General features: G+C 63.1%; 14 protein-coding genes, 1 tRNA gene and 1 pseudogene. 12 read left to right on the forward strand and 4 right to left on the reverse strand.

Annotated elements, in window-relative coordinates:
- Positions 1-26 precede the first annotated feature (26 nt).
- From H9L14_RS03900 to H9L14_RS03935, 8 genes and pseudogenes are all read left to right on the forward strand, one after another.
- Positions 27-103: transfer RNA gene (locus H9L14_RS03900), tRNA-Arg, on the forward strand.
- Between the two features lie 24 nt (positions 104-127).
- Entirely contained in the window at positions 128-397 is a 270-nt protein-coding gene (locus tag H9L14_RS03905) for a DUF6356 family protein (RefSeq protein WP_187709300.1), read from the forward strand.
- Complete coding sequence (locus tag H9L14_RS03910; RefSeq protein ID WP_187709301.1) at positions 387-1,316, forward strand: FAD/NAD(P)-binding protein; 930 nt, start codon at positions 387-389, stop codon at positions 1,314-1,316. The genes H9L14_RS03905 and H9L14_RS03910 overlap by 11 nt, the downstream gene beginning before the upstream one ends.
- Positions 1,317-1,360: 44 nt before the next feature.
- Positions 1,361-1,708 (forward strand): FAD/NAD(P)-binding protein, encoded by a 348-nt coding sequence (locus tag H9L14_RS03915; RefSeq protein WP_187709302.1) that lies wholly within the window; start codon positions 1,361-1,363, stop codon positions 1,706-1,708.
- Positions 1,705-2,327: pseudogene (gene folE, locus H9L14_RS03920) on the forward strand (GTP cyclohydrolase I FolE). The gene H9L14_RS03915 and the pseudogene folE overlap by 4 nt, the downstream one beginning before the upstream one ends.
- A 139-nt stretch (positions 2,328-2,466) precedes the next feature.
- The gene (locus tag H9L14_RS03925) at positions 2,467-3,303 is read left to right on the forward strand and encodes a hypothetical protein (RefSeq protein ID WP_187709303.1); all 837 of its coding nucleotides are present in this window, start codon (positions 2,467-2,469) and stop codon (positions 3,301-3,303) included.
- A gap of 83 nt (positions 3,304-3,386) precedes the next feature.
- Complete coding sequence (locus tag H9L14_RS03930; RefSeq protein ID WP_187709304.1) at positions 3,387-3,932, forward strand: hypothetical protein; 546 nt, start codon at positions 3,387-3,389, stop codon at positions 3,930-3,932.
- Positions 3,933-4,017: 85 nt separating this feature from the next.
- Positions 4,018-4,521: a PilZ domain-containing protein gene (locus H9L14_RS03935; protein WP_187709305.1), complete on the forward strand. Its 504-nt coding sequence runs from the start codon at positions 4,018-4,020 to the stop codon at positions 4,519-4,521.
- A 57-nt stretch (positions 4,522-4,578) separates the two neighbouring features.
- Here H9L14_RS03935 and H9L14_RS03940 read toward each other — a convergent pair whose 3' ends face one another.
- Together H9L14_RS03940 and H9L14_RS03945 are read right to left on the reverse strand one after the other, a co-directional pair.
- A complete protein-coding gene (locus H9L14_RS03940) occupies positions 4,579-6,033 on the reverse strand; it encodes a PAS domain-containing protein (protein WP_187709306.1) in 1,455 nt (484 codons plus the stop codon).
- A 135-nt stretch (positions 6,034-6,168) separates the two neighbouring features.
- Positions 6,169-6,657, reverse strand: a complete 489-nt coding sequence (locus tag H9L14_RS03945) for a cupin domain-containing protein (RefSeq protein ID WP_187709307.1) — start codon at positions 6,655-6,657, stop codon at positions 6,169-6,171.
- Positions 6,658-6,754: 97 nt separating this feature from the next.
- Between H9L14_RS03945 and H9L14_RS03950 the strand changes: the two genes are divergently transcribed.
- The 3 genes from H9L14_RS03950 to H9L14_RS03960 all read left to right on the forward strand — a co-directional run bounded on the left by H9L14_RS03950 (position 6,755) and on the right by H9L14_RS03960 (position 9,452).
- A complete protein-coding gene (locus H9L14_RS03950; protein WP_187709308.1) occupies positions 6,755-8,494 on the forward strand; it encodes a winged helix-turn-helix domain-containing protein in 1,740 nt (579 codons plus the stop codon).
- On the forward strand, positions 8,491-8,985 hold the full coding sequence (locus tag H9L14_RS03955) for a hypothetical protein (protein ID WP_187709309.1): 495 nt from the start codon (positions 8,491-8,493) through the stop codon (positions 8,983-8,985). Before H9L14_RS03950 ends, H9L14_RS03955 begins: the two co-directional genes overlap by 4 nt.
- Before the next feature lie 167 nt (positions 8,986-9,152).
- Entirely contained in the window at positions 9,153-9,452 is a 300-nt protein-coding gene (locus H9L14_RS03960; protein ID WP_187709310.1) for a hypothetical protein, read from the forward strand.
- A 12-nt stretch (positions 9,453-9,464) separates the two neighbouring features.
- Here the strand turns inward: H9L14_RS03960 and H9L14_RS03965 are convergent, their stop codons facing one another.
- Together H9L14_RS03965 and H9L14_RS03970 are read right to left on the reverse strand one after the other, a co-directional pair.
- Entirely contained in the window at positions 9,465-9,653 is a 189-nt protein-coding gene (locus H9L14_RS03965; RefSeq protein ID WP_187709311.1) for a hypothetical protein, read from the reverse strand.
- Between the two features lie 662 nt (positions 9,654-10,315).
- Positions 10,316-11,737 carry a spinster family MFS transporter gene (locus H9L14_RS03970; RefSeq protein ID WP_246444421.1) on the reverse strand — a complete coding sequence of 474 codons (1,422 nt, stop codon included), beginning with the start codon at positions 11,735-11,737 and terminating at the stop codon, positions 10,316-10,318.
- Positions 11,738-11,886: 149 nt separating this feature from the next.
- On the opposite strand from H9L14_RS03970, the gene H9L14_RS03975 reads away from it, so the two are divergent.
- The gene (locus tag H9L14_RS03975) at positions 11,887-12,342 is read left to right on the forward strand and encodes a superoxide dismutase family protein (protein WP_246444423.1); all 456 of its coding nucleotides are present in this window, start codon (positions 11,887-11,889) and stop codon (positions 12,340-12,342) included.

Genomic DNA, 12,342 nt, shown 5'->3' on the forward strand with positions numbered 1-12,342 from the left:
GCCTCTTGCCTATTCCGGCGCTCGGCGGCTCCGTAGCTCAGCAGGATAGAGCGTCGGTTTCCTAAACCGCAGGTCGGGGGTTCGAGTCCCTCCGGGGCCACCAAATTGGTTCACAGCGGACAGGGCAATGGCTGTAGAACAGCACAAATCGAAGGGCGGAAACCTCTTCACTGACCATCCACGATCTCTCGGAATGACGTGGGCTCAGCATGGCGCCGGAGCGGCCAAGATCGGTTTCGAGCTGCTGGCTGTAGGGGGTGCTTGCCTGATCCACGCGATTGTACCGGGCTGGTTCACCGAAACGGCAGGCAGGAAGATTGTCGACCTCAGCGAGCACATCAAGAAGCGGCGCATAGGGGCGAAGAACCCGGAGCAATGGTCTGACTATGACATCTGACCGGCACCTGCCGGTCGCGATCGTCGGTGGCGGATTTTCGGGCACCATGGTTGCGGCGCATCTCGCGCGCAAAGGCATCGAATCCGTCCTGATCGACGGCGCGGGCCGAGCCGGCCACGGTGTCGCCTATTCAACCCGAGAACCAGCCCACGTCCTCAACGTCCGCGCCGAGGTGATGAGCGCCTGGGCGCACGACCTCGACCATTTCGTCCGGGTTGCGGAGGCGGACGGCGGGCATCGCCGCGACTTCGTTCAGCGGCAGCAGTTCGGGCGCTATCTGCGCGGAATCCTCAAGGACACGATCGACAGCGGCTGCCTGCGGCTGGTCGAGCGACAGGCCGTTGAAGCCGAGCCGGGCGAGGACGGCTGGACGCTCCAGCTGGACAATGGCGAAGAGCTCCGGGCGAGCGGACTCGTCTTGGCGATAGGCAACCAGCCGCCCGAGCCGCTGCCGTTCGGACGTGACAGCTCGCGGGTCATTCACAATCCGTGGAGCGGGGACGCCCAGGCGGCGGTCGAGGACCTGGCCGCGAGCAACGAGGACGTCCTGCTGGTCGGAACCGGCCTGACCATGGTCGATGCCGTGCTTTCGCTCGACGCGGCCGGGCACCGCGGACGGATTGTCGCGCTGTCGCGGCGGGGATTGATACCGCGCGGGCATACGGACTCCGCCCGGCACCGGTCGCCGCCGAGGACGTACCGCACGGTCATGTCCGAACGATCTGGCGCTGGCTCCGCAAGCGCGGCGCGGAAGTCGGCTGGCGCTCGGCCGTCGACGGGCTCCGGCCGCACAGCCACCGCCTCTGGCAGAGCCTTCCGCTGCACGAGCAGAAGAGATTTGCCCGTCACGCCCGGCCCTGGTGGGACGTTCATCGTCATCGCATCGCCCCGGAAGTCGCTGAGCGACTGCAAGGGCTGATTGCCGAAGGCCGGCTGCAAATCGTCGCTGGCCGTATCCAGTCTGTGACGGACGATGATCTTGGGCTGACAGTGGCTTACCGGCGGCGTGGGGCGTCGCGGCTCGACGAAGGCTGCTTCGCCTATATGATCAACTGTACCGGGCCGCTGGGAACCATTTCCCGCACGCGGGATCCATTGCTCAAGGGAATGCTCGCCGATGGACTGATCCGCCCCGACAACCTCGGGATTGCCCTCGACGTTGACGAAAGGTCGCGCGTAGCCGGATCCAACCGGGCCTGGGCGATGGGGCCGCTGACCAAAGGACGGTATTGGGAAATCATCGCGGTTCCCGATATCAGAGGGCAGGCGGCAGCGGTCGCGGACGATATTGCGATGGAGCTTGGGCGATGAGCGCGTTCGAACATGGCGAGCCGGAGGACGGCGACCTCGTCGAATCCTCTTCAACCGGCAAGATTCCGGAAGACGTGAGCGAGGCCATTCGGACCCTCATCCGCTGGGCCGGCGACGATCCCGAACGCGAGGGTCTACTCGATACTCCCCGGCGCGTTGCCAAGGCGTGGAAGGAATATGCGCGGGGTTATGAGGAGGATCCGGCGGTCCATCTCAGCCGCACGTTCCACGAGGTCGGCGGCTATGACGAGATCGTGCTGCTGAAGGACATTCCGTTCCAGTCGCACTGCGAGCACCACATGGCGCCGATCATCGGCAAAGCGTCGATCGCCTATCTGCCGGGCGACAAGGTGGTCGGCATCAGCAAGCTTGCGCGGGTACTCCACGGCTTTTCCCGCCGGCTGCAGGTGCAGGAGCGGCTGACGGCGCAGGTCGCGGACGCGATCTGGAATCATCTTCAGCCGAAGGGCGTCGCGGTCGTGATCGAAGCGAGCCATGCCTGCATGACCGCTCGCGGCGTTCAAACCCCGGCGTGATGATGACTACCAGCCGGATGATGGGGACTTTCCGCGCCGACGAGCGGAGCCGCCGCGAAGTGCTCGCGCTGATGGGATACTAATCCGCGTTTACTTTCGATTAATTACAGATAATCTCCCGCGCCGGACGACCTCGCCCACCTGTCGAAATGACGGGGCCGACCAACCGAGCGGGCGGCCAATTGTGGCAGACCCTCGTGTAGCTGAAGGGGGTACTTCCACATGAGATTGATGACGTGCACCGCCATCGCCGCCGCGATGATCCTATCTCTTCCGGGCTGTAAGCAGCAGGAAAGCGCCGCCGGCAACGAAGCTGCTTCAACCGAAGCGGCCGGCAGCCTTGCAGCGCTGAACGGCACCTGGAAAACCGATCGCGAAAGCGTGAAGTTCGAGCAGAAGCCCGACGAATATCTGCTGAAGGATGGCAGCTACAGCTGCAACACCTGCATCCCGCCGCTGACGACGCCGGCCGACGGTCAATTCCATCCGGTCAAGGACCGGCCGTACTACGACAGCATGTCGGTGAAGGTCGTCGACGACAAGACGGTCGAGTTCCATCGCAAGAAAGGCGACAAGGAAGTCTCTTCCAACGTCCTCACGGTCTCCGCCGACGGCAATACGGCAACGGCAAAGTTCCACGATGCAACGGTAACGCCCGCAGTCGACGGGCAGTCGACACTTAAGCGGGTTGGGCCTGCTCCGGCCGGTGCTCATGCCATTTCGGGTCAATGGACGCCGGAAAAGGTGAACGAGTATTCCGAAGAGGCGCTCAACGCGACGTACAAGATCGAGGGCAACAAGGTGAGCTGGTCCGGCCAGGGACAGTCCTACACTGCTGAAATCGGAGGTCCGGCGGTTCCGATCACGGGAGACATCGGAGGAACCACCGTCCAGGTCACTCAGGACGGCGGTGCGCTCAAGGAAACCTTTACCCGCGACGGCAAGGTCGTGAACGAGACGGCGACGACGGTATCGGCCGACGGAAAGTCGCTAACTTGGGTGAGCAGCGATCCTCGAGACGGCTCGAAGGTCACTGGCACGGCCAACAAGACCAACTGAGTTGGGGAGGCGCGCCGGGCGGTTCGGGGGATCCGTCCGGCAGCTCCCATGGAGACCATCCTCGCAATCCGCGTTGAATGGCCATGGCAAAGAAGCCTGAGCGCAAGCAGAAGCTGAAGGTCTTCGTGACCCCGATCGGCTTCCACGACGCTTATGTCGCGGCGCCAAGCCAGAAGGCCGCGCTCGAAGCTTGGGGCGCGGATTCGAACATCTTCGCGCAAGGGATCGCGGAGCAGGTCACCGACCCGAAGCTAATGGAAAGGCCGCTCGCCAGTCCCGGCAAGGTAATCAAACGGGTGCGGGCAAGCGCGGACGAGCACTTCGCCGAACTGGACCGGGCGGCGCCGAAGAAGGCGAAGGACAGCGGCAAGGTCGTCGCGCTCAAGCCGAAACCGAAGTCCAGGCCGAAGCCGAAACGGGACGAGCTCGAGGCTGCCGAAAAAGCGCTCGAGAAGGCCGAGAAGAAGCAGCGCAAGAAGCTCCGCGAGATTGACGATGAGCTGCAGGCGCTCGAGCGCAAGCGCCGCGATCTACAGCGAAAGCATGAGGCCGAGCGGGACTGGCTGTCCGAAAAGGCGGAACAGGCTCGTTCGAGCTACGAACGGGCCATGCGCGACTGGAAGGGCTAATCCGGCAATCATCGCAAATCCCGGCCGCCAACAACCATTTGTTCACCCTCATGGCGCATCAGGAAGGCGGGAAGAGCGTATATAGATGACTCTATCAGTCCAACTTGCTGAACCGCAGACCGACCGCAGGCGGGCGAATCGCGCTGCCCTGCGCCTTAACGCCACGATGCGCGAAGCCGGCCGAAGCCGGGTCCAGGCGCGGCTGATCGATATTTCGACTCACGGATGCCGGATCGAGTGCGCTTCGGGCGCGTCTTCCGACACGTGGGTATGGCTCAGCATCGCGGGGCTGGAGACGCAATATTGCCGCGTCGTCTGGCGCCACCAGGAATTTGCAGGGCTGGAATTCGTGACTCCGTTGGCCGAGCCGGTGCTCGAGCGGCTGCTGTCCGACCAGCATCACTTGAGCGAGGCATCGATCAACGAACTGCGCGACATCGCCAGCCGCACTCACCGCCTTGCGAACAAGGACAAGAATACGGACGCCGAACTTCTCGCCGAGCTGTCCGACAAGTGCGCGGTCGAAGCGGTGATCGAGGGGCTACGGCTCGGCGAGGCCGAAGCGCAGTCCAACAACTCCAGGAAGTAATAACGGACAAAGAAGAGGGGCGCCGCCCGGGTGAGCGACGCCCTTAATTGTTCGTGATCAGGCGGCCTTTGCCTGCCCGTTGAGGATCGGCGCGATTCCGCCTGCTTCCTCGATTCGTGCGGCGAGCGACCCGCGCGGCAGGTCTTGCTTCAGCGCCCAGGCGAGGACCGCTTCGAGCTGCGAGATGGTCGCATCGTCGCACATGCCGTCGAAAGCGAGCTTCACGACGGGCTTCATCGGCGAGCGGAGCTGGATCTTCAGCCCTTGGTCTTCGACGAGCTTGAGATATTCGTCCGCGCTTTCCTCGGCATCGAGAGCGAAGTCGTAAGCTGCGCTCAGGCCTTCGTAGAGAGCGAGGTTGCTGCGGATCTTTGCCATCCGGGCTTCGTCGGCCTTCGAACGGACTTCGGCCAATTTGTTCTGCAAGGTTCCCTCCGGTCCACTGGTTACGACAACAGCATCTTTGGCGATCGCTTCGGCAGATTTCTCGACAGGTTCTTCGGCAATTTCCTCGTCATGGATGGGGTCTTCGACCACTTCTTCCACGACGGCTTCTGGTTCCGGCGCCATCTCTTCCTCGAATGCCTCTTCGGCCTCGACTTCCGGTTCCGGCTCCGAAGCGACTTCGGGTTCGGCTGATGCTTCCAGCTCGGCTTCCTGCTCGACGGCTTCCGGCTCGGACTGAAGCTCGTCCTCGGTGGAGGGGAGCTTCGGATCCATCTTCACGATGTTCCCGTAGAAGCCCTCGACGCCGGCCAGGGCATCGAAAATCTTAGCGGAGAAGCCAGGGCGCCTGGGTTTCGCTTCGGGTTCCGGCGCCGGCTCGGGCTCGGCTTCAAGGACTTCGGCTTCGGGCTCGACGACCTCGGCTTGCGGCTCTTCGAGCTCGGCGGATTCCTCGACCAGCTCAGCGGCCGGTTCAGCCGCTTCTTCGACAGGCTCGACGATTTTCTCTTCGGCGACTTCGGCAACTTCGGCGTCCTCGGCCGCCACTGGCTCTTCGGCGGCAGCGCCGGCGCCTTTCAGGCTGACGAAGCCATAAACGTAGTCGATCCACTTTCCGGTCGAACTGAACGGCAGCAGCGTGATCCAGCAATGCGTCGTCGAATCGCCTGACGGGAAATTGTCTTCAAAAGCGATCGGCTGGCGTGAGCTGGCGACGATCGGAAGCTGGTTGGCGATGCAGGAGAGAAGGGAGGGGCGCGCAGCCTCGCTGATCCTTTCGATCTTCTGGTTGCCGTCCTTCAGGGCGTGGCCAAGGTGGCGGATATCGGCATCGTCGCCGCCGCCCATGACTTCGAGGAGGATGCTGCAGGGCCCCGCGTCGGAGATTTCGAGGGGGTCAAGGTCGCGGATCGGCGGAAACGGGCGGTCTCCGCGAATGGAAAGCCAGTAGTTGAAGACCGTAGCGTGCCGGCGCCGTTCCGCAGGAGAAATCTCCTTGAACGCGTCCAACAGCGCCTCGGCCGATGTATTGTCAACTGCCTTCATGTCGCCAACGGGCGCACCCATCGAACCCTCCGCGTATCTACCCCGCGCATGGTTTGCCCGCGTGACTCTTAGAAAAGGTTAAAGCGGTGGCGACTTTGACGAATTCTGGGGACAGCCGACGAGTATCCTTGGCTGCCCCGCAGGCCTTCAGCGCCCTCAGAATGAGCAGTTGTTCGGCTGTGGCTCATCGTTCCGCCTGGTCGATCCAACCGGAAGGAATTGCGTCGCGACCGTTTCCGCAGCCGCTCCGGATTCATTCTTCAGCAAATGAGCATGGTCACCGCTGTCGACGAAGCCCTCGCCGGCGCGGTAGATTTTCGGCTGGCACAGGGGATCGTCGCTTTCGTACACGGTGATCTCACCGAGGGTCACCGTGATCAGGCTCGGCCCCGGGTGCGAGTGCCAGCCGCTCTGTCCGCCGATAGCGATCGAATTCCGGACGACGTAGATGTCGGAGTCGTCCTTCGTGTCGATTTTGACGTCCCACTTGTCTGTCTTGTCGCCCTTCACCTCGAGCGGTGGGAAGGCGCCTTTGAATGTTTGCACGGCGCTGAAGCCGGAGGCCGGGGTTGCAAGCGCCGGCGCGGAAATCCAAGCCGAAGCGAGCAGGGTTCCGGTAGCAAGCAAGATTTGGTGATGTTTCATCGCTGCTCTCCCACATAATTCCAGTCACGAAGACTGTGCTGCTGGATGTTAATCTGCTAGGTCGGCAGCATGATTTATTGGTGATCTATTGCCGATCATGGACGATCTTGTACATCCAACGACGAGCGCGCGCATCGATCTCGCCAACGAGCGGGATTTCGACATTGGAAATATTAGGATCAGACCGGCAGAACTTGCCGTAATAGCCAATGACGAGCGTCACGAGCTGCAGCCTCGGGTGATGCAGGTCCTTGTTGCGCTTGCGCAGGCCCGTCCATCGGTCGTGTCCCGGGACAAGCTGATCGAGCAGTGCTGGGAAGGCCGCATCGTCGGCGACGACGCACTCAACCGCTGCATTCTCGCTCTGCGCCATCTCGCGCAGGAGATCAATCCGCAGCCATTCGCGATCGAAACCGTGGCTCGCGTTGGCCACCGGCTGATCGAGAACGGCGCCGAACGGGAGGCGGCACCGCAAACAAGCCGATCAGGACGATGGCGCCTGGCCGCGGCTGCGCTGGTCCTGTTCCTCGTCGCTATAGCGGGGCTCGTGTTCTGGCAGCAGCGCGGGATCGCTTCGGAGTCGGCCTCGATAGCGGTCTTGCCGTTCCGGAACCTGTCGAGCGGCGAGCCCTATTTCGCGGAGGGCGTAGGCGAAGAGATCATGGGGCAGCTCGCTCGCGAGCCTGCTTTCCGCGTCGCAGGCAGCGCTTCGGCGGCGCAGTTCAGCGGCCCAGCCGACCCGCGCAAAATCGGGCGTGCGTTGAACGTCGACTATATCCTCGAGGGCAGCGTGCGGCCGGACGCCGACCGGGTGCGCATCAATGCCGCTCTCATCCAGACGAAGGACGGAGTGCGGCTCTGGTCCGAGACGTATGACCGAAAGCTCGACGACATCCTGGAAGTGCAGGGTGCGATCGGCCAGGCGGTGGCGAGCGAGCTTCGGAGAGCGCTGGTCCATTCATCGGCCGCGCGCGTGCGGGTGAATGGCAAGGCGTACGCGCTCTATTTGAATGCGCGCGGCATTCTCCGGTCGGGCAATCCGGAGTCGGGCCGCGACGCTGTCGATCTGTTGCGTGAGGTCATTCGGTTGGATCCCACCTTTGCTCCCGCCTGGTCGAGCCTGGCGCAGGCCTTGATGCTCGATGGCTCGACTAAGGGAGACGAAGGGCTGGTCGCCGTGCTGCCGCAGGCCCGAGATGCGGTGGGTCGGTCCTTGCGCCTGGATCCCAACGATCCCGATGCGCATGCAATTCTCTCGATACTGCTCGGTTCGGACGGTCCGGAAGCCATCGCGCACCAGCTACGTGCCGCGGCGCTCGATCCCACGTCCGGAGAGGGTCTCCTGCGGCTCGGGCTCTCGCATCAAGCATCGGGCGAGTGGGCGGAAGCGACAGCAGCCTTCAGCCGTGCTCATAAGCTAGACCCCGTCTGGTCAGACCCAGTGCGCGTCATGTTGGATCATGTGGCGCAATTGGGCGACCGTCGCGCCGCCGAAGCCGTAATCAATGAAGGGATGACCGACGATCCAATGATCAGGCAATTCGCGCTTGCCCGGGTCGCGCGCCTGGTCGGCGACTTTTCGGAAGGCGCGCGTGGGTGGTCGGCGCTCGCAGAGGGGCAGACGCGATGGGCGTCGCCGTCCAAGCTGAGCCTGCAAGATACGTTGTTTATGCTGAACCTATCGAAGGACCGGCCTTCGCGCCCGGCAAGGCCCTTCGTCGGACAGGCCCGTGTAATACCTGCGCGAATCTGGATAACCGCTCCCCGTCACCCGCGGAGTGGCAAAAGCGGAATCGGTCGTGGGCCGCCGAACTCGTATATCGCGATCAGAACGTGATAGCCGCGAAGCTGATGTTGCGCGCCGGACGGGCGCGCGAACTTGCCGCCACGTTTGACACGCCCACGGGACTGCTGGGCGTGCGCCACGGACAGGCGCTTGGGACCTGCTATCTTCAGAGCGCTGCCATTGTCGCGGCAGCACTGCGCGATGTTGGCCGTCGCCCTGAAGCCGACGCATTGCTCCGCGAAGCCGATGGGCTGATCCGGCGAGCCTATGCTCGTGGGAGGGTCCCGCTGTGGTTCGAGGACGATGCGGCCGGTGTCTGGGCCCTGCAGGGTAAACGCGCGGCCGCGGTTGCTGCGCTTGAACGGGCCCTGCGTCGGGGCTCTGTCCACGCGACGCGGACTGATCTCCTAAAACTGGAGGATGAGCCGGCCTTGCTTCCCCTCCGCGGCGATCCGGGGTTCGAAGCCGTGCGGTCCAAGTACGAAGCGCATTTTGCCAGGGAGCGGCAGGAGACAGCGCGGGTACTCAAGATTGCGGTCTGAGACCGCGTCCGGAGCAGTTCGATCGGATCGTGGTCTGTGTCGATCCGGAGCCGATCGCCGGATCGCGCGGACGCGATGGCGAGACGCGGTCGAGAATTCCGCGATGGTGCACTTTAGTTTGCAATCTTGATCAAGGTTGTGGAAGGAGGAGATGATTGGAGTGAGCGATGATCTTTCTTCTCGCCGCCGTCGTGCAGACCGTAACCGTGCAGCGTTCGGACGTCATCGACCTCACCATTCCTCAGCCGTGCGAGCAGACGAAGGCGGACCAAGAGGTCGTCGTTTGCGCGAAGCGGGGTGAGAGTCCTTACAGGTTGGGGGAACTGCCGCCGGCGAAGCGCCAGGCGCTGCCTGACGCGCAGGTGAAGATTGCGGGCGGCGTGAGCGCGGGGGCAGAGACTGAAAGCATCGATGTCGGAGGCTTTTCATCCAACCGGCTGATGTTGCGGTTCAAGATGAAGTTCTAAGGTCGGACCGAGTCAGTTATCACCGTAACAGATGTCGCAGATGGCGACTTCATCGGTAATCACACTCTCGTTGACCCCGAAGGAATTGTGGTAACTTGCACAGATCGCAAGCGGTGGAGGTCTATAGTTCACCGGCGGCTGCAATTCCTTGGCGAGCGTCGCTTTGTGCCAAGCTTCGAACTCTTCTTGGGAAAATGCCATCGCGACCTCCGATCAAGTCGGATAGCAGTGGCTGGTTAATCAAGATCGTATGAGAGGAAGCGGCCCGGTCCGGGGGGGCATTGGCCGGGCCGCTCCAGGCTACTCAACGGGGATGGGAAGCATCCGGGGGTCGAAAACCCCTGAAATCCGCCAGAGTTCCTACAGTTAATGGGAGCAGAGCGCTGGACCGCGCCCTTCGAAGCGGTCCGGACCGCCATTTGGGGGCGCCGACCGGACCGCTTCCCCTACCGTTACAATGGGCAACGCACGGAAGGGGAGCCGCGCCACCGCCCTCCTGAGCCGGTGGCGAGACTCGGGCGATTCCGTAGCGCAAGGCCACGGAAGTCGCGACTAACAAAAATCAAGAATTGCGAGGGGTAGGACCCGCACCCATCGGAGGTGTCGAAGCTCTAAGGGCGGCGAGTCCCGTGCGCATTCTACACCTCCGTGAATCACGACGAAGTTATCCTCGGATAAGGGAAAGAAGATGGATTTTGCCGACTCGCGGCCTGTGAGCGGGTCCGTAGTGATCTAGGCAGTCGCAGCGCGCTGTTCGCGGGTTGCTTCCAGTTCGCCGATCTTGCGCGAGGCAATCCAGAGCGCCGCCAGTGTGAACGGCGGGACGACGTAGAGCGAGAAGATTCCCGTCGCCAGGCTCCCGGTCAGCGCAGCGACCTTCCCGGCGAAATACGGCCCAGCGCGAGACCGACCAGGGACGTGCCGAGCACGTAGGTCGCGCCCGCTGTTCCGCGCATGCGTGGAAGAACCACGTCCTGAAGCGTTGCTATCGCTGCTCCGACCCAGAGCGCGCTGCAAAGGCCGACGTATGGGGCAACGATGTAGAAGTTCGCCAGATTGTCCGTCGTGAAAAGGAAGAAGACGGCGGGTGCGGGAAGGATGATCGCGGCCATGTTCACGTAGAGACGGCCGGCGGCGTGACGCTGCCGGAGCTTGTCGCTGACGATTCCGCCAAGGATCACTCCGATTGCCGATGCGGCTGCCGCGCTCCAGCCGAAGATGGTCGAGACTTCCTCCGCTGCCGTAACGCCTTGCATGATCATCGCTGCGTCGGTTGGGCCGGTATAAAACGTCCTGAGGACGTAAGGCGGGATCCAGAAAGCCACGGCGTAGGTCATGAAGCTGATGCTTCCGAAGGCGATGGTCAGCGTGACGACCATGGGCGTTCCCCACAGCAGCCTGTGGGTGGCAGGATCGCGGCGCTTCAGCGACTGGGTCCAGCTGAAAATCGCGTAAATGCCAGTCCACCATGCGATCCATTGCGGCCAGTCCCCCGTCAGCGTCGCAAGTGCGAATGCGCCAGCAGCGCAAACTGCGAGGGCGATGAGGTTCGGAACGAGGACACCGAGCCTCGCAGCGCTGATCAGCGTCAACGGCGGGAGGATCGCGGCGAGTTCGCGCCCGAATTCACTCCACGCGTTCGGGCGGACAATGTCGGATGGATGGCCGTCGATCGCACCGCGCAAAGGTTCCCTCAGGCTCCAGATCCAGGCTGCGAGAACGAGGCCGGGAAGGCCGACCGCGAGAAAGGCCGCCTGCCAGGGCGCGAGACCGAGCGGGGCGCTCAGCGCATCAGGAAATCGCCGTCCCCATTCCGCCAGCACGTACCCGCCGATGGGGAGTGCGATTCCTCCGCCGATGTAGAGGCCGCTGGAGTAGATCGACAAGGCAGTCGCGCGGCGTTCCTTCGGGAAATAGTCGGCGATCATCGAATAGGCGGCGGGTGACGCGCTCGCCTCGCCGATGCCGACGCCGATGCGTGCGGTGGCGAGCATGCCGAAGCTTTGGGCAAAGCCGGACATTGCGGTCATCGACGACCAAAGCGCGAGGCCGATGGCCATCAGTCGGCCGCGGTACCAGCTATCTGCCAAGCGACCGAGCGGTATGCCGAAGAGTGAATAAAAGACCGCGAAGGCCGTGCCGTAGAGGAAGCCGATCTGCGCGTCGTCGAGCTTCAGGTCCGCCTTGATGCTCTCCGCGAGGATGGAGACGATCTGGCGGTCTATGAAGTTGAAGACGTAGACGACGACGAACAGGATGAGCGCGTACCAGGCGTACGCGGTCACACGGGGCCGCCAGCTTCCTTATTCATAGCTCGCGCTCTCCCTCACGAACTCGACAAAGATGACGGGGCGGCACAGAAACGCAAGCCGGCCTATTGCTTGAGGGAGAAGCCCATGTTGCGTTCGAGTCTGCTTGTATTTGCACTGGCCGGTTGCGTTCCGATGGCCCGCCAGATGCCGTGGTCGCGACAGCAAACCTTCTCGACAGCAATGGAGCAGCGATTGGGACTGTGCGCATGTTCAGCGAGCCGACGGGGATCATGCTGCGCATCAACGCGAGCGGATTTCCAGCCGGACAGCATGGCGTCCATCTCCACTCGGTCGGAAAGTGCGAAGCGCCGAAGTTCACGAGCGCGGGGCCGCACTGGAACCCAACCGAGAAGAAGCACGGGCATCGGAATCCCGCCGGCTACCACATGGGCGATCTCGGGAATCTCGGCGTCGGAGCGGACGGAAAGCTGGTCGTCGCGTTGCTCGTGCCTGAAGCAACTCTCGACGGAATCCGCGACGCGGATGGAACGGCACTGGTGCTGCACGCGAAGGCGGACGACGAGGTAACGGACCCAAGCGGGAACAGCGGCGACCGCATCGCCTGCGCGGTGCTCTGA

Origin of the sequence: Sphingomonas sediminicola, from assembly GCF_014489515.1 — a bacterium.
Lineage (GTDB): Bacteria > Pseudomonadota > Alphaproteobacteria > Sphingomonadales > Sphingomonadaceae > Sphingomicrobium > Sphingomicrobium sediminicola.

Coding starts and splice junctions, on each gene's coding strand:
- H9L14_RS03925 (WP_187709303.1), top strand. CDS start 2,467: ATGAGATTGATGACGTGCACCGCCATCGCCGCCGCGATGATCCTATCT.
- H9L14_RS03940 (WP_187709306.1), bottom strand. CDS start 6,033: ATGGGTGCGCCCGTTGGCGACATGAAGGCAGTTGACAATACATCGGCC.
- H9L14_RS03945 (WP_187709307.1), bottom strand. CDS start 6,657: ATGAAACATCACCAAATCTTGCTTGCTACCGGAACCCTGCTCGCTTCG.
- H9L14_RS03935 (WP_187709305.1), top strand. CDS start 4,018: ATGACTCTATCAGTCCAACTTGCTGAACCGCAGACCGACCGCAGGCGG.
- H9L14_RS03965 (WP_187709311.1), bottom strand. CDS start 9,653: ATGGCATTTTCCCAAGAAGAGTTCGAAGCTTGGCACAAAGCGACGCTC.
- H9L14_RS03930 (WP_187709304.1), top strand. CDS start 3,387: ATGGCAAAGAAGCCTGAGCGCAAGCAGAAGCTGAAGGTCTTCGTGACC.
- H9L14_RS03950 (WP_187709308.1), top strand. CDS start 6,755: ATGGACGATCTTGTACATCCAACGACGAGCGCGCGCATCGATCTCGCC.
- H9L14_RS03905 (WP_187709300.1), top strand. CDS start 128: ATGGCTGTAGAACAGCACAAATCGAAGGGCGGAAACCTCTTCACTGAC.
- H9L14_RS03960 (WP_187709310.1), top strand. CDS start 9,153: ATGATCTTTCTTCTCGCCGCCGTCGTGCAGACCGTAACCGTGCAGCGT.
- H9L14_RS03910 (WP_187709301.1), top strand. CDS start 387: ATGACATCTGACCGGCACCTGCCGGTCGCGATCGTCGGTGGCGGATTT.